Source organism: Vibrio profundi (genome assembly GCF_005281835.1).
GTDB lineage: Bacteria > Pseudomonadota > Gammaproteobacteria > Enterobacterales > Vibrionaceae > Vibrio > Vibrio profundi.
Genome location: NZ_RZIS01000002.1, coordinates 119762 through 135585 on the forward strand (window position 1 = coordinate 119762; position 15824 = coordinate 135585).

Here is a 15824-nt window from a genome sequence, read left to right on the forward strand (position 1 = left end):
ACCCCACATTTCTTGTCGTTAATAGCCTTTATACTGGAGTAAATTGACTGAAGAGGAAGTGCCAATGCTCAATGAAAACCATGCTTTTGTGTTAGATTTCCCAGACTTAAAATTAGATATTGTTCAGCTCAACCACGACGACCCACAATTCAAGCAAGATATGCAGAAATACCACCAGCTTGATTACGATATCCGCCAACTCGAAATTTCCGGTAGCCCGATAGACGACGACAGCATGCATAACCTCAAGGTCGAACGCATGGAGCTAAAAGACTCGCTCTACCAACAATTAACTAAGCACCATTCTTTAAATACTAATTAGGCTACTGTTTAGTTAACTTTCCTGAGTTTAGAGCTGCTGACTTGCAGCTCTTATTGCATTCTCACCCACCACTTCTCCCCAAGTACTCACCTTCACTCGCTCTGCAGATAACCTTTTGAAGCGTCAATTCCGAAACAATTCGCAACAAATAAAACACCGTTCATAATTCTTCCCTGACATTACCTTGATAAAGTTTTTCCACTTTTTGAAAACACATTTTAAGGTCTATTTCATGAATTCATTTACTAAAGCGTCTTTGACTGCAGCCATTAGCCTTCCACTTTTAGCAGGTTGTGTGACCCCTGGAGAAGACGATGCGAATGCTACGACAAAACAAGGCGCTGTCGGCGGCGCTTTATTAGGTCTAACGCTTGGCGCACTCACTGGTGATGCAGACCTAGCGATGAAAGGGGCTATCGCAGGTGGTGTCGCGGGTGGCGTGGCTGGCGCGAGCCATGACATTCAAAATAACCGAGAGAACATTCGCCACGACAGCCGTAATGAAGCGATTGCTCAATCAGGAGGTGGGTCAAACAACGTAGTCGATACTACTCCACAAAATTGGCAAGAACTGAATAACTTCGTTGGTGAGTGGAACGTTACGATCCGCAACCACGTTGAAATCGCTAGCGATGTCGGTAGCCTAGAAGCGAAAGGCCAGCTTAGCAGTATTAGCCAAGCAGAGGTTCAAGTGGCAAACGAACAAGGGATAGACCTTACTGCTGCGTTCTCCTATACATCTGAGCAGGGCTACCAACTCGATATCACCAACAAAGCCACTGATGCGAATGTAAACTTCGCAGGTGAACATCAACCTCAAGCAAACCGCTACAACTTCTATCCAACTAACATCCAAGACGTTATTTACACAGGGGTCAACAGTGCCGACATCCGGATTGAACTAGGTATGATCAATGACAAACTGTGGATTCTAGAAAGCTATGCGTTCATCGATGGCAGTGAGCAAAAGCTTCAATCCATTCGCTTCAACAAAGCTAGCTAACCGCTCAATAATCTAAAAAGCCAGTTGATGATATCGTCGGTCCCATTATCTGAGACGAAAAAATCAACAACTGGCTTATCTGCCTCTACTCGCTACTATGTCATTTCCCACAAGCACTGGGATCAGTTGAATTGGATCCACCTATTCAATGACTCTATTACGACTCCCTCGTAAGCAAGTTTTGGCTCTCATTGGGCAAGGCACTTCCCGTGCCTTTTCTTTTCTATTTTCAATCTCGTAATACTTATTGCTGGCGAATATCGAGCTTATTCAGCAATGACGGGTAACCCCAGCCATTCTCCCCCGCGACCACAGGCTCGCCCGTAAGGTATTCAAAAAGAGTCGGAGCCAGTGAGCCGTTAGCTTCTATAGTAAGAGGCTCAGGGTTTTCTCCAATTGGCGCCCCCCAAAATCCGATAAAGGCATCCTTTTCTAAGTAATCTTCACCAGCGTGACGCCCTGGAACTTTGGTGTTGTAGCCGATACCCGCTTTAGGAAACAAATTGACCGTTCCTGCCCGATCTTCAAGGTAGATATTCGCTAACTGATTAACCGAGTCAGGCCTTGGGGTCAATTGAGTTAACTGTTGCCACTCATTCGAAGAGCACCAAGAATCTACGTTAGATTTAGTCGCTCGATTGATACATTTATCCACCAACTTGGAGTACTCAGTAAATGCTCTATCACTTGGCGCAGGTAAGTAAGGGTTGAGCTGCTGAACATCGAGAAGCACAGGGTGAACACCTGGAGTTACCGACTCGTAAAACAAGTGGTCGCCTCGACGAGTAATAAGTTCATCGACTCTTTTGCTTTCACGGTTACCCACAACACGCACCGTGCAGATTTCAGAGTTACAGGTGTTTTCTCGCACGACCAAGTAATCTAGCGTTTCCGGCAACCTTGTCGTGATCTGCTGGATGATATCAATGCTTTCACCAGCAGGCGCCGCAATAGGGCTCCATTTCGTCAGTTCTTGATAAATAGGTTGAACGCTCCACCCGCTTTCCGAATTAAAAAAGTCCATCATGAAGTTACCACCCGCAGTGGAAGCTACGACCACATCGACTGCTTTCAAGCTTGGATAGCTCAATGCATTGGTAATTTTTGGCCCTTCCCCTTCATCCGATGAGATTTTTTTCACCACTATCGGATAGCCCAACTCTTGTTGTAGCTCCGCCAAGACCTGTTTCTCAGGATTCAGCGCATAAAACACTGGTGTCAGACCGTGATCGCCAGCCATTCCCCATAAAGTTTTATCGTATACACCAGCATCGCGATAAGTCTTTTCGATTTGAGTTAGCCAATAATCCAAGCGGTTAAGCTCTCCGGTTGGCATTAAGATCTCGTCACTAAATGGGCCAGTGAAATGTGCAAAATGATCGGGCCAAGGGTTATACACTAAGGTGTAGTCTGGCATCCCAAACCCATCTTGCTCCGCGTAAAGTTTGATTGCCTGCTCGACCTGAACTTTCTTTGCCAATTTGGTAAACAAATCGAAGCTCGAGATAGACACGTACGCTTCAATATCTTCGATAAGGTTTGCTCGTTTGCTCTTAAGCTCTACCTCCACAATGGCGCGCTGTTGCAACTCTTTCACACAACGCTTTTCGCCATAATCACGCAACGACTCCCCTAGCCCCAGATTCACCAATCCATCATAGGTGGTATGGGCGTTCCAATCATATTGCGCATTACAATTTAGTGTTTTCAAATAGTCCAAGCGATCAAACATAGTTTGTACTTGGTTGTCTGCCATCAGCACATCCAGCTGTAATGCATCGTTACCGAAGAAGTAATAAGCCCGGTCGATGTCACGATCAACAAAGTGGAAGTTAGGAATTCCGGTACCGCCTTCACCAGACACTTTCGCACCAGTTTTAATAATAGGTAAGTTACGTACGCTAATCGTCGGGGTCGAAGAAATACCGACACGACTAATGCTTGCTTTATGCTCACCATATAAACGCTTTAAGAAAGGTAAATAATACGGATCGTTGTAAGTTTGCTCGGCAAGCATTTCCATAAATTGCACTTGCTGTTCATGTTCTGGCTCTATTACCTGTTCCCACTTAGGCTTATGTTGCGCCCTCTGTTTATGGTGCTGATTGGCCAACGGAATAAAAGGAGAAGACTGATCAACAAGCCCTTCAATCAGCCCTTGCTGCAAGCCATCTACAGTCACTTGAACGGCAAAGCGCTTGTTTTGCTGCGAATTTAGGAAATCAATCAATTGCTGAGGGTTGTCATCAAACGCTTGCTGCATCCACTCATTCAAAGCCTCTGTGCGCTCGTCTTTAAACACAAACTGGCGATATGCTTTCAATAGATTCAGACGAACGAAGTCAATGAGAGTAATGGTTAAAGCTTGGGCTTTATTGTTAGGCTTATCTGCATTTTCCGGTAAACCATCCTGAGCGATAGCCATTAATGCCGATTTCATGTCCCCTTCTTCCATCCCATTAAGGGCTTTATTAATTAAGCCAACAATGATGGGCTGAATCTGATTAATGATCGCCAAATCTTCGGGACTATCAGTTAAGTAGGTATAACTTTCGGGTAAGGTCTCCATATCTTGCCAGACACCAATTTCAAACAATGCGTCGTAAATCACCACCATGTTAGCGATAAACTTATCGTCCACTTGGATCCCTTCATGGTGCCCTGTCCCTTCCATCGATTCACCAGGCACTTCTTTCGGCGCCGCATCACCATAATGATACAAACTATGTTCGAACCCTTTTAATACCGCTTCATCGTATACCGTTGCGAGATACTCTTTAAAAACATCCTCACTGCCTAACCCGGTATAACGGTCATAGTAGCTATAGAGAAAATACCCCAGAGGGATCGAGTAAGTTGGATTCGAAAGCTGGGCGATCACTCGTGCCTTGGTTTTAACGTCCAAGGGCAATGACAAGATATACGCATCTAAAGTGACGCCCGCAATGGTAAATAGCGCGGCGTCACGAGTAAGAGCCGTTGAATAAGTAAGAGTCGATAGCACCTGATTTTTCAGGATTTGACCTGAACTGAACACGCCCCCAACAACAGGAGTGGAAGAAATTTGCGCCGACGCAGTAAAGCTCAAACTCGAAGTCACAACTAGACTAGCGAGCAAAAAACGGCCAGTTTTCCGTGAAAGACTCTTAGAATATATATTCATACTCAAACTCTATTTATAAATTTTGGTTATTGTTTCAGGTTGCTTAGATTAGTCAATAAAATGCCAACCTATCAGTAAGCTCTAAACAACAAAGACAATTTCATAGTGTCAAAATTCGTGCTCTGATATGCAACTATTGATGTTTTACCCTACCGTATACATATGTAACTGTGAGCACATTCACAACAAAATCAATGTGATGTCCCTTCAAATATCTACTTATATCCTAGACTTAACTTGCACAACTAGTATCTGAACGGGCCAAGGAAGCGCATGACAAATCTGGTAGGTAGACATTTAGAAGAGATGGCAGACATCCGATCAACGCGTAAGCAGAAGGTCGTGTATCTATGCTCGTTGGCAGCGAGCGGGTTATTTCTTTTCTACGCTTCTTCTTATTTCTTATCCGATGAAATGGGGCTCGCCGTTATAGATTTGCTCTTTGCCCTCGTCGCTCTCGCGATTTGCCTCTATATAAAGAAAGACAAACAACCTATGTATTCCGACCTGCTGCTCAGTGCTGTTTTGCTAGTGCAAGGGGTCATATTGTTTCTTTATAGTGCTTCAATACCCGATCGCATTTTATGGCTCTATCCAATTCTCGCCACGGTTATTTTCATTAATGAGTTCAAAATTGGCTTGATTTTCAGCTCCGCATTTTGCTTGTTCTTAAGCGGGCTGTTGGTGATAACTGGGGTAGATTTTGCGCTGCCTATCGAGTCAACCAATCGCTTCATTGTCAGCTTGTTCTTGATGGCTGTGGTTTGTCATACCTCGGCGTATTACTACACCAAAGTGGTTAACTACATTCAAAGTTTGTATCAAGAAGGAATCGAAGATTTAGCTTATATGGATCAATTGACGGGGCTTGCCAATCGCTGGAGCTTTGAAAACTGGGCGTCGGAAAAGCTTCATACCGTCAACACCGACAAATCCGTGACCGCTTTGGTGTTCCTCGATATCGATAACTTCAAAACGATTAACGATAACTATGGCCATGATGTAGGCGACAGAGTACTGCAGCATTTTGCCAAACGACTAAAAAACAACGTCAGAACTAAAGATAGAAAAACGGAAGAGCACGACTATTCTATCGCTCGTTTTGCGGGGGATGAATTTGTATTGATGCTTTACGACGTACGCTCTAAGGATGATTTGAATAATATTCTAGAGCGTATCTGTCGTTTATTTGAAAATGGTTATCAGAACCAGGACCGAATCAATGATCTGACGCTGAGTGTAGGCGTCGCCCTGTATCCTCAGGACGCAACTGAACTACCAGAGCTCACCCGCTGCGCTGACAAAGCGATGTACCAAGCTAAGCACTCCGGTAAAAACCGTTTTGCTTACTACCATGACAATCCTATTTCTGTCTCTGTTGAGCACTTTCCAGAGTCTTGTGAGCCACATTCGAACCATACTAATGTCACGCCTATAACAAAGCACCATTAGCTGGTCATATACATCACCCACAAGCTAAAGAAGCCTATCACGATCAGCCAAATTACTTGGCGAGCGCGGTTTGGTTTGGACTTTTTAGGCTTAACTACAGGCTTCAACGCTGTGTCTTTCGCAGACTTAATAAAGTTGTAGCCGAGTTCTTCACGTTCTTTTCTACGCTCCACCGCTTCATTCGCTACTTCTGTAAAGCGATGCCTTTGCTCGGTAGTGAAGTCAGTTTCAAATCCGATTTGCCCATGTCTATCTTGGTGTTTAGGTTGTACTGCCAAAGCTGCCTCCTCACGAATAGAACATGAATTAATTATAGTCAATTATTTGTGCTTCATGATCATTCGAAATTCTTGAATATGTCACTCAAACTATTGCAGTCTTCTTCCTACGACCTCTTAGCTACACTGCTCCTATTCCATAAGAGGTAAAGAATTATGACTAACATGAGAACCGTTCAACACATTCTATCTTCCCACGCAACTTCCGATGGTGACGGCGTAAAGATTAAACGAGTCGCTGGTTTCAACAATGCAAATTTCTCGCCATTTCTTATGATTGACGAATTAAAGTCTGATGAAAGCAAAGACTATGTAGGTGGTTTTCCTCCTCATCCTCATCGCGGAATTGAAACTCTAACCTATATGCTTCAAGGGCATTTTCAGCATAAAGATCATATGGGAAATGTCGGTGAGCTACGCAGCGGCGGCGCACAGTGGATGGCAGCAGGAAGAGGTGTGATACACAGCGAAATGCCAAAGATGGAAGAAGGCTCGCTTCACGGATTCCAGATTTGGATAAACCAACCCGCTAAAAATAAAATGCAACCTGCGGATTATCATGACTTTCAAAGTGAAACCATTACTGAGCAAATTGGTGAGCAAAGTGGGTTACTACGTGTGTTGGCAGGCTCTGTGGGCATTGATGGTCTCACACTACAAGGTCCATTAGACAGAACCGGTGTTCCGTTGAGTGTTTCTGATTGGCGTGCCAAACAAGGTCAAGCTATCAACGTCACAACGCCAGCAACCCATAATGCAATGGTATACGTGTACCGTGGATCTATAGCCATCAATGAAGACGTTATTACTCAAGGGCAAATTGCATTATTAAGTCGAGCGGAGGTCATCGCCTTGTCTAGCCAACAAGATTCCGGGGTGCTGATATTTGTAGGAGAACCAATTGATGAGCCAGTCGTTCACTACGGTCCATTTGTGATGAACAGCCTGCAAGAGATCGAGCAAACTATTCAAGATTACAACAGTGGCGTGTTCGAGACGTACTAAGAAAATTTCTTTGATTCTCAAATTGAGAATCAGAATAAGACAAGTAACCGGTATTTATCACTGCCTTGATTGATATTCGCTTGTATTACCACGCTCTCAGAGCGTGGTTTTTTTCTTTATATGCAAAGCGACTTAAAGATACTCACATAGGTAAGCCGTTGCTTCTTTAACTTGCAAGTCAAATGAAGAATCACCGTCAACATCGAATGACTCGCCTGCTTGATAGGTTGTCCAATCCGCGTCACCGACACGCTTCACGATCAATGCGCCTTTCACCACTGTCATCTTTTCCGGTGCTGCTGTACCAAACGTATATTCACCAGCCGCCATCACGCCTACACTCACATCGGCGCCTGATTGATTAAATGCCAATGATTTAACGCCGCCGTCAAAATAGGTGTTTTCTTTGATCATAATACTTCCTTGTTAGCTATCTAATTATTAAATCCGATGAATGTTTTTAACGAATTCCACGCCATCACACAAGCATTTAATTCTTGTTACACAAAGTTTGCTAGCGATAAACTCAACCAGGTAAACGCTTTACTTGTTCGTTATACCCACTTCCCATGAGTATTTCCTCGCCCCCGCTATAGCAATCAGCCACCTTCCACTACAATCAATAGAAGAACTTGGAATGCAAGTAGGCTTTTCACCGTTCATCGTCGGGAATGTCTTTACAAATAAAGATGAAGATCAATAGCATACTAAGTTCTCACTTATGAGCGACACTTTAAGGGCAACTGATGGCAGTAGGAAAAACTCCGAAGCAGACGGCAAAACAAGCCGAGACTTCTGCCACGAAACAAAAGCCCAAAGGCGTCGATACCTACACTAAAATAATTCGGCTCATCTTCGCTCTGTTAGCCATCGCCGCTATGGCGGGAGTGGGTTATTTTTCTTACCAAAGCCACCAAGATTACGTCGACCCCAGTAAAGTCTATGGAGACTGGATTGAAATTGGTGCGCCTCCTTATCACACTGATATTCTGACTTTTTCAGAACAAGGCGTTAGCCGAAACCGTCGCCTAATCAGCACCCAATATGAATTTGATGGTAAAGAGATCACTTTTACTACAGGTACAGGCACCACAGTCTACAAGCTCGCCGGTAATGTACGATCCCCTCAAATCCGCAGAATTTGGCCAGACTTACCCGCACAAAGCTTTGTGAAAAAAGGCTACGAACATACCGTCACCGCTACCAGCGGCGGGCTTGGCCAGAAGAGAAGAGCATCACTCGCTGAGCATTTTCAGCGTTAATCGCTTTACCTTTTAAGAGAAATCCACAACAATACAGAATGACAACCTGTATATGAAAAGGATTTCCATGACAGCTATCGCTCGCCGTATCAAAACGAAACCAACCAACACTCCGCCAGCACCGAGCAGGTTTAAGGTTTACCTAAAATTAGCCAGTATGCTCATTATCATCATTGGTGCTAGCGTCGGTTCTTACTTCTTGTACTTAGCTTATATCGACCCAAAAAATATTCATGGTGATTGGATAGAAGTCGGCTCTCCACAATACAAAACCGACATCATCACCTTTTCAGAATATGGGGTAAGCATTAACCAACGTATTGTCAGCACTCGATACGAGTTCGACGGTACCAACATTCGTTTTTCGACAGGAAAAGGAGAGTTTTTGTACAAGAAACAAATTGGTTCTTTCCCTTCCAAACTAAAGAAAGTGTTACCTAAAAACCCAACACAACACTTTATAAAGCGAGAAAAAGGCCAAAGTATCAGCAGTTCAGCACATCAATCGATAAAGAATAAAAAGTCGCTGTCAGACATCTATAAGTAAGATGTCTCTAATTAGATACATTCACCAATAGATAATTTTATAATCAGATCGATAGCTGATATTTATCGCTCGCGCTTCAATTTTATAAAATATGGACTCAACAGCACATCGACAATGTAACAAGTTGTTATCATTTGGGTATTTTTCAATCACCCATCGGAAAGAGATTTAATTTCATTTATAAAATAAAAACCCTCTCGAATACTGAATGCGATGCTCAACTTTTTTAAACGAGCAGCTTATGCACCTACCTTTTGGGTGGATAATATTCAAGGAATGAGAGAAATACTATGATTCGTTTTAACATGTGTGCGGCAAGTATCGCACTGGCTCTATCAGGAGCCGCGCTAGCAGCACCAAGCACGCCTAGCATTGACATGTATGGTTCAAACAACCTTCAATTTTCTAAAATTGAATTAGCTATGGAAACCACATCTGGCTACAACCAGATGGTGAAGTACCATGACAAGGCTCAGGTAGCAGTAAAATTCAATCAATGGAGTGGCACGACTGGTGACACATACAACATCTATTTTGATGGGGTTAAAGTCGCAACCGGCCCAATTTCTGGTAGCCAAACCACCGCTTCTTTCGAATATGGCCAAGGTGGCTTATTTGATATGGAAATAGAGGCGTGTGACGCAACAGGATGTAGCAAAAGCGCACCGGCTAAAATCACTATTGCCGACACCGATGGTTCCCACCTTGCTCCTCTAGCAATGAATATCGACCCAAACAACAAGACTTATAATACCGATCCAAATACAGTCGTCGGTACTTACTTTGTTGAATGGGGAATCTACGGCCGTGACTATACGGTTGATAACATCCCTGCTGATAACTTGACCCATATTCTTTATGGCTTCATCCCAATTTGTGGTCCAAATGAATCAGTAAAATCGGTTGGCGGTAACAGCTACAATGCCTTAATGACGGCCTGTAATGGTGTTAATGATTACGAAGTCGTGATCCACGACCCTTGGGCTGCTTTCCAAAAAAGCTTCCCACAAGCTGGTCACGAATACAGTTCACCGATCAAAGGTAACTACGCGATGATGATGGCGCTTAAACAGCGTAATCCAGATCTTAAAATCATCCCTTCCATCGGTGGTTGGACGCTTTCTGACCCGTTCTTCGATTTCACTACCAAAGCTAACCGTGACACTTTCGTCGCTTCAGTTAAAAAATTCCTAAACACGTGGAAGTTCTACGACGGTGTTGATATTGACTGGGAATTCCCTGGTGGTGGTGGTGAAAACGCGAACCTAGGTGACCCTGTAAATGACGGCCCTGCATACATTGCTTTAATGCAAGAACTACGTGCTATGTTAGACGAACTGCAAGCTGAAACAGGCCGCACTTACGAGCTAACCTCAGCAATCGGTGTCGGCCACGACAAAATTGAAGACGTAAACTACGGAGAGGCGATCCAGCACATGGATTACATCTTCGCGATGACTTACGACTTCTACGGTGGTTGGAACAACGTACTTGGTCACCAAACAGCTCTGAACTGCGGTAACTTCATGCGCCCAGGTCAATGTGATGGTTCTGGCGTTGACGAAAATGGCGAAGCATACAAAGGCCCTGCGTATACAACAGATAACGGTATCCAACTTCTTCTTGCACAAGGTGTTCCAGCGAACAAGCTAGTAGTAGGTACAGCAATGTACGGCCGTGGCTGGGAAGGAGTAATGCCTTCATCATTGACTGATCCAACAGATCCAATGACAGGTGTTGGTAACGGCAAGCTGAAAGGTAGCTCTGCACAAGGTGTATGGGAAGACGGCGTTATCGATTACAAAGGTATTAAAGCCAACATGCTTGGTGCGAATCACCAGGGCATCAACGGCTTTGAATACGGCTATGACGAAATGGCTGAAGCGCCATACGTTTGGAACCGCACTTCTGGTCAGCTGATCACGTTTGATGATGATCGCTCTGTCAAAGCTAAAGGCGCATACGTTCGTAGCCTAGGCTTAGCGGGTCTATTCTCGTGGGAAATCGACGCAGATAACGGCGACATTCTAAACGCTATGCATGAAGGCCTAGCTGGCGGCACAACTGAACCAGTAAACCGTAAACCTACGGCTGCTGCAGGCGCTGACATTTCAATTGAAGGCCCAGCGTCTGTGTCTTTAGATGGCAGCGCTTCTAAAGATAGCGACGGCACTATTGCAAGCTATGCTTGGGCTCAAGTTAGTGGTACTTCGGTATCTTTAACAAATGCAAATTCAGCAGTTGCAAGTTTTGATGTTGCTGAAGTTGCACAAACTGAAACGCTAACCTTTAGCTTAACAGTAACCGATAACGATGGTGCAAGCGCAACTGACACTGTGGCAGTAACAGTCACAGCGAAAAATACGGGCCCTGTGAATACTGCTCCAGTGGCTAATGTAACAGCTCCATCTCAAGTTAACGCGGGGGAAACGGTTACTGTAGATGCAAATGCTTCATCTGACGCAGACCAAGACACGCTAACATTCACTTGGGATGTTCCTGCTGGCCTAAATGCAACCGTTCAAGGTTCGACTGTTAGCTTTGTTGCTGCGGAGTACACGCAAGATACGGCACTGAACTTTACCGTTACAGTAAGCGATGGCACAGAGACATCTGCGGCTTCAACATCTGTCACCGTGCTTAAGAAAGTATCAGGTGGCGACACTTGTACCAACCTTTGGGATACAGGTTCTATCTACAACGGTGGCGACCAAGTAACTCATGGCGGTAAGGTATGGGAAGCGAAATGGTGGACCAAAGGTGATGAACCAGGCACAACTGGTGAATGGGGTGTTTGGAAAGAAATTGGCCCAGCGAGCTGCGCGAGCTAATTTTAATTAACCCACAACAATAAGGCCAAGCTGATATTCAGCTTGGCCTTTTTTGTAGCTATCTCAATGTTGTTTATCGAAATCAGCACTCACTATGGCTTCTTATTCCGTTGATTAACGCTGTACTAAGCGGTCAAAACTTGAGAACACTTCCTGACATTTCATCACGCGGCCATGCCCTTGGCCTTGCGTGGATACCAGCTCGACTCGCTCCATTTCAGCAGCTGCACGCTGTGAAACATCGAATTTAGTAAACTTATCTTGTTCATCATGCACAATGATCGTATTGGATTCACGACGAGATAGTTTCCCATACGGATCAACCGACTGAATCGGGTAATTAAATTGTTCTTCGACTTCACCGACAACCGCTTCAAAAAGCTTCATTGAGTAACCCGAACGAGCCACGCTTCCAAACAAGTTATCTAAGTAATCCAGCACAGGCGCTATCAGCAGAAGTGGAATACCTTCGAGCTTAGCGTGCTTACACTCCAGTGCCGATGCTGTACCCATACTGTGCCCAATTAGGCCTGCTACTTCACCGACCGAGTCCAAAACCGCTTCCAAGCCATTTACAAAAGCGGGAATGTGGCCATAAACGCCTTCACTTCCACCATGAGCAGGATGATCATAAGCCAGTGCAGTAAAGCCTTGAGAGGCAATGTGTTCCATTAACGGGTAATACTGACTCGCGGTTCCAGACCAGCCGTGAGTTAATATCCATACTGGGCCAGAACCTAAAGAATAGGTTTTTAATACACCATCACGGCCAACCACTTCACTTTTTACTAACCCTGTAGGCTCTGCATTTTTAGGCTCAGTCCTCACTGGAGTCAGCAACAGCTTACGTGCCGTCTTTTTGGCATGGCTTGGGGCCAAAATGTAATGCAAGTTCGTTGTCGCGCCGATCAAGCTGCGCTTTAAGCTGAACTTAGTCGATGTATTGAAGTAAATTTTCTCACTCATGATTTGTCCTCATGCCAGCCATTATAAAATCGAACGACCGTGCTTTTTATACTGTTAAAAAAAGAGGGCAATTCCTCTTTCTCTTAAATCTTATTTCCAGCTCGCGATTAAACGCTCTACCCCGTGCCAAAAATGGGTATGACTTGCTTCTTGGCCATGTATTGAATAAAACAAGTTGGCACTTAAGTACAACCCATAAAGCTCAAAAGTGGCTTGCTTTGGGTCCAAGTCTGATCTGAATTGCTGAGATTCCACCGCTTTTTGGATCTGAATCGTTAAATAATTAATCCAAACAGCAATCGAATCTTTCAGCGCCTTCTGAAGTGGACTTGTGGTTGCGGTATCTTTCCAAGCATCAATAAACATACAACTGCCTTGAAACGAATGGTTCCACCCTAGCCAATTCGTAAAAAGCTGTTTGAGCTTAGCTTCGATATTGGAATCACCGAGCTCTCGCGCTGGCGCTATCACTCGTTGAACAAAGGTCGCATTCGCATATTCCAAGACAGATACTTGCAGGTTTTCTTTCGAGTTAAAGTGGGCAAACAGTCCACTTTTAGACATTCCGCACTCTTTAGCCAATGCACCAATGGTCAAGCTTTCCAAACCATTTTCGCTCGCTAGCTCGAACGCACAACTCAAAATATGCTCTTTGGTTATTCTTCCTTTGCTCATCATTTACCAATTCAATCTTTAACCTTGTTATTTTTAGCACGTTCGTTCTTTTTTGCAATATATTTTTCATTGCTCAGCAAATAACCATTTTAGATTACAAGTAAAGTATGAAAAAATGCGACTGTATTCAAAAGGATATTGAATCAATTATTGAGGGGACAAAATGAACACACTTTGGGAACAGTTTACGTTTTCGGCTTCGGTTACTGGGCCGATTTGTTTGATGTTGTTTCTTGGTGTATTTCTCAAGCGTATCGGGTTAATTAACGATAATTTTATTGATGTCGCTTCTAAAGTGGTCTTTCAAATCACTCTGCCTGCGATGCTGTTCTTGAGTATTGTTCAGTCGAATCATAATTTCTCCGCGAGTAGCGCCTTGGTCGCTTTTGGCCTTACTGCCAATTTCGCTTTCTTCTTATTCACTGTGCTTTCTACCAAATGGATGTTCAAAGACCCCAAAGATCAGGGCGTCATCATTCAAGGCGGATTCCGAGCCAATACTGCGATCATCGGCTTAGCGTATGTGGCTAATATTTATGGCAACGAAGGTGTTGCTTTAGCGGCTATTTATGTCGCCTCCATGACTGTGCTCTATAACATACAGGCGGTGATAGCACTGACTCCAAAAGGTGAAGATACTGGTTCTAAGGCAGTCACAGTCATCGCCAAGTCACTCACCAAAAACCCATTAATCATCGCTATTTTCTTAGCGGTTTTCTTTTATGCACTGTCGATTCCGATTCCTAAAATGGTCACTGATGCCGGCCAATATTTTGCCAACATGACGCTTCCCTTGGCACTGTTGTGTACTGGTGGGTCGTTAGATATCAGCTCGCTCAAACAAGAGAGACTGTCGACATGGTTCTCTTCCAGTTATAAGTTAATTGTTGCCCCTCTAATGATCACCTTAGCGGGTTTCGGACTAGGATTCCGAGGCTTAGACTTAGGCTTGATCTTTCTGATGAGCGCCGCGCCTACCGCGGCAGCCAGTTATGTAATGGCAAGAGCAATGGGAAGTAATTCAACTTTGGCCGCCAATATCATTGCACTGACCACTGTACTTTCGCTTATCACTTGTACTTTAGGTATTTTCATCCTCAAAGCATCAGGTTTGATATAGCTGCGACCCGCTTCAAATAATCAGAGTTAGACTGTTTTTTTTACGCTGTGATCTTTGATTTAGAACTAACTGAATATGCATAAAGGCTGATAAATTTCAGATATTGCTTCTCTGAGATTTCGAAAATGACATCAACACAGCGCTCGCCTAGAGCCAATCCACATATTGCTAGCCTTGAGTTTGGTCGTGTCATCGCCATACTCGCCATCATTGGTCTACACTGCCAGATGGCACTGACTTATTGGCAGATCGATGAAACCCCTTGGGTAGGTTACCTGCTAAATCAAAGTGCTCGCTTCGCCGTCCCCCTATTCTTTTTGATTTCAGGCTATTTGATTCACCCTAAACTCATTCAAACACCATGGGAAACCTTAACCAACTACTCGAAACCTTTATTGAAAGTCTGGTTGGCTTGGAGTGTCATCAGTTTGGCAATGCCTTTCAACATCGGCAAACTCATGGAAAATGGTTACTTAGCAGAACGAGAAGGGTACTGGGGATATTTAATGTCTAACCCTCTCAACTCCTTTTTGGAAGGGGGGCTTGTCCATTTATGGTTTATCCCTGCATTGATCTGTGCGGTCTTTATTCTCGCCACACTTATCGATATGAGTTTAGAAAAATACATACTACCTATCGCTCTTGGCTTATATCTGTATGGCGTTTTAGCGGGCAGCTATGCCAACCTTACTGAATTAGAATCACCGTTTTTTACGCGTAACGGCCCATTTTTTAGCACTTTAATGGTCGCAGTCGGTTTTTTAATACGCCATAACCAATGGCAACTGTCAGCGGCAAAAGCGCTCAAATTAATGCTCCTAGGCATGGCGATTCATTTTGCCGAAGCTTACTGGCTTACCAATCATGAAATGGCCTTTAATCTACACGACTTCTTATTTGGGACTGCGCTGTGGGCACTTGGCGTATTCATGCTGTTACTTGCGAAACCTAAATTGGGGAACATGAAGTGGGTGTCGATGATCTCGAAACGAATGCTCGGCATTTACGTGAGCCATTTATTGGTGGTGATCATCATGTTCAATACCACGGGTATACTTGGCCTAGATGGCTTAGCAAAAGATATGTTGGTGTACCCTGCTACGCTCGTGCTCACTTTCGCTTTAGTCATAGGGATTGAGCGTACACCGATGAAAGCGTGGCTATTGCGTTAGCCTTCTAGCGAACGACAAAAAACTCGCA

The 15824-nt window shown here is 44.2% G+C and carries 14 protein-coding genes; 9 read left to right on the forward strand and 5 right to left on the reverse strand.

What is annotated here, in order from left to right; genetic code table 11:
* Positions 1 to 64 precede the first annotated feature (64 nt).
* Together ELZ11_RS05400 and ELZ11_RS05405 are read left to right on the forward strand one after the other, a co-directional pair.
* A complete protein-coding gene (locus ELZ11_RS05400; RefSeq protein WP_137356363.1) occupies positions 65 to 322 on the forward strand; it encodes an HP1242/YdcH family protein in 258 nt (85 codons plus the stop codon).
* Between the two features lie 232 nt (positions 323 to 554).
* Positions 555 to 1325 (forward strand): hypothetical protein, encoded by a 771-nt coding sequence (locus ELZ11_RS05405; RefSeq protein ID WP_137356364.1) that lies wholly within the window; start codon positions 555 to 557, stop codon positions 1323 to 1325.
* A 244-nt stretch (positions 1326 to 1569) separates the two neighbouring features.
* Here ELZ11_RS05405 and ELZ11_RS05410 read toward each other — a convergent pair whose 3' ends face one another.
* Complete coding sequence (locus ELZ11_RS05410) at positions 1570 to 4488, reverse strand: alkaline phosphatase family protein (protein WP_137356365.1); 2919 nt, start codon at positions 4486 to 4488, stop codon at positions 1570 to 1572.
* 273 nt (positions 4489 to 4761) lie between these two features.
* On the opposite strand from ELZ11_RS05410, the gene ELZ11_RS05415 reads away from it, so the two are divergent.
* Positions 4762 to 5940, forward strand: a complete 1179-nt coding sequence (locus ELZ11_RS05415) for a GGDEF domain-containing protein (protein ID WP_137356366.1) — start codon at positions 4762 to 4764, stop codon at positions 5938 to 5940.
* Here the strand turns inward: ELZ11_RS05415 and ELZ11_RS05420 are convergent.
* Positions 5937 to 6218 (reverse strand): hypothetical protein, encoded by a 282-nt coding sequence (locus ELZ11_RS05420; RefSeq protein ID WP_137356367.1) that lies wholly within the window; start codon positions 6216 to 6218, stop codon positions 5937 to 5939. The two genes, ELZ11_RS05415 and ELZ11_RS05420, sit on opposite strands and share 4 nt — an antisense overlap.
* 156 nt (positions 6219 to 6374) lie before the next feature.
* Between ELZ11_RS05420 and ELZ11_RS05425 the strand changes: the two genes are divergently transcribed.
* The gene (locus ELZ11_RS05425) at positions 6375 to 7223 is read left to right on the forward strand and encodes a pirin family protein (RefSeq protein ID WP_137356368.1); all 849 of its coding nucleotides are present in this window, start codon (positions 6375 to 6377) and stop codon (positions 7221 to 7223) included.
* A 132-nt stretch (positions 7224 to 7355) separates the two neighbouring features.
* Here the strand turns inward: ELZ11_RS05425 and ppnP are convergent, their stop codons facing one another.
* On the reverse strand, positions 7356 to 7637 hold the full coding sequence (gene ppnP / locus ELZ11_RS05430) for a pyrimidine/purine nucleoside phosphorylase (protein WP_167494632.1): 282 nt from the start codon (positions 7635 to 7637) through the stop codon (positions 7356 to 7358).
* A gap of 332 nt (positions 7638 to 7969) precedes the next feature.
* Between ppnP and ELZ11_RS05435 the strand changes: the two genes are divergently transcribed.
* From ELZ11_RS05435 to ELZ11_RS05445, 3 genes are all read left to right on the forward strand, one after another.
* Entirely contained in the window at positions 7970 to 8485 is a 516-nt protein-coding gene (locus ELZ11_RS05435; RefSeq protein WP_244291610.1) for a DUF2850 domain-containing protein, read from the forward strand.
* A 67-nt stretch (positions 8486 to 8552) separates the two neighbouring features.
* On the forward strand, positions 8553 to 9032 hold the full coding sequence (locus ELZ11_RS05440; RefSeq protein WP_167494633.1) for a DUF2850 domain-containing protein: 480 nt from the start codon (positions 8553 to 8555) through the stop codon (positions 9030 to 9032).
* 290 nt (positions 9033 to 9322) lie between these two features.
* The gene (locus ELZ11_RS05445) at positions 9323 to 11863 is read left to right on the forward strand and encodes a glycosyl hydrolase family 18 protein (protein WP_137356371.1); all 2541 of its coding nucleotides are present in this window, start codon (positions 9323 to 9325) and stop codon (positions 11861 to 11863) included.
* A gap of 114 nt (positions 11864 to 11977) precedes the next feature.
* On the opposite strand, the gene ELZ11_RS05450 is transcribed toward ELZ11_RS05445, so the two are convergent.
* Entirely contained in the window at positions 11978 to 12829 is an 852-nt protein-coding gene (locus ELZ11_RS05450; RefSeq protein WP_137356372.1) for an alpha/beta hydrolase, read from the reverse strand.
* Positions 12830 to 12919: 90 nt separating this feature from the next.
* The gene (locus tag ELZ11_RS05455) at positions 12920 to 13504 is read right to left on the reverse strand and encodes a TetR/AcrR family transcriptional regulator (protein WP_137356373.1); all 585 of its coding nucleotides are present in this window, start codon (positions 13502 to 13504) and stop codon (positions 12920 to 12922) included.
* Between the two features lie 163 nt (positions 13505 to 13667).
* Here ELZ11_RS05455 and ELZ11_RS05460 point away from each other — a divergent pair, with 163 nt between their 5' ends.
* On the forward strand, positions 13668 to 14624 hold the full coding sequence (locus ELZ11_RS05460) for an AEC family transporter (protein ID WP_137356374.1): 957 nt from the start codon (positions 13668 to 13670) through the stop codon (positions 14622 to 14624).
* A gap of 125 nt (positions 14625 to 14749) precedes the next feature.
* Positions 14750 to 15796: an acyltransferase gene (locus ELZ11_RS05465; protein ID WP_137356375.1), complete on the forward strand. Its 1047-nt coding sequence runs from the start codon at positions 14750 to 14752 to the stop codon at positions 15794 to 15796.
* Positions 15797 to 15824: the final 28 nt, after the last annotated feature.

What these genes read in the sequence shown, in the direction of transcription:
- ELZ11_RS05400 (WP_137356363.1), top strand. Translation starts at nt 65, where the DNA reads ATGCTCAATGAAAACCATGCTTTTGTGTTAGATTTCCCAGACTTAAAA.
- ELZ11_RS05405 (WP_137356364.1), top strand. Translation starts at nt 555, where the DNA reads ATGAATTCATTTACTAAAGCGTCTTTGACTGCAGCCATTAGCCTTCCA.
- ELZ11_RS05410 (WP_137356365.1), bottom strand. Translation starts at nt 4,488, where the DNA reads ATGAATATATATTCTAAGAGTCTTTCACGGAAAACTGGCCGTTTTTTG.
- ELZ11_RS05415 (WP_137356366.1), top strand. Translation starts at nt 4,762, where the DNA reads ATGACAAATCTGGTAGGTAGACATTTAGAAGAGATGGCAGACATCCGA.
- ELZ11_RS05425 (WP_137356368.1), top strand. Translation starts at nt 6,375, where the DNA reads ATGACTAACATGAGAACCGTTCAACACATTCTATCTTCCCACGCAACT.
- ppnP (WP_167494632.1), bottom strand. Translation starts at nt 7,637, where the DNA reads ATGATCAAAGAAAACACCTATTTTGACGGCGGCGTTAAATCATTGGCA.
- ELZ11_RS05435 (WP_244291610.1), top strand. Translation starts at nt 7,970, where the DNA reads ATGGCAGTAGGAAAAACTCCGAAGCAGACGGCAAAACAAGCCGAGACT.
- ELZ11_RS05440 (WP_167494633.1), top strand. Translation starts at nt 8,553, where the DNA reads ATGACAGCTATCGCTCGCCGTATCAAAACGAAACCAACCAACACTCCG.
- ELZ11_RS05445 (WP_137356371.1), top strand. Translation starts at nt 9,323, where the DNA reads ATGATTCGTTTTAACATGTGTGCGGCAAGTATCGCACTGGCTCTATCA.
- ELZ11_RS05450 (WP_137356372.1), bottom strand. Translation starts at nt 12,829, where the DNA reads ATGAGTGAGAAAATTTACTTCAATACATCGACTAAGTTCAGCTTAAAG.
- ELZ11_RS05455 (WP_137356373.1), bottom strand. Translation starts at nt 13,504, where the DNA reads ATGAGCAAAGGAAGAATAACCAAAGAGCATATTTTGAGTTGTGCGTTC.
- ELZ11_RS05460 (WP_137356374.1), top strand. Translation starts at nt 13,668, where the DNA reads ATGAACACACTTTGGGAACAGTTTACGTTTTCGGCTTCGGTTACTGGG.
- ELZ11_RS05465 (WP_137356375.1), top strand. Translation starts at nt 14,750, where the DNA reads ATGACATCAACACAGCGCTCGCCTAGAGCCAATCCACATATTGCTAGC.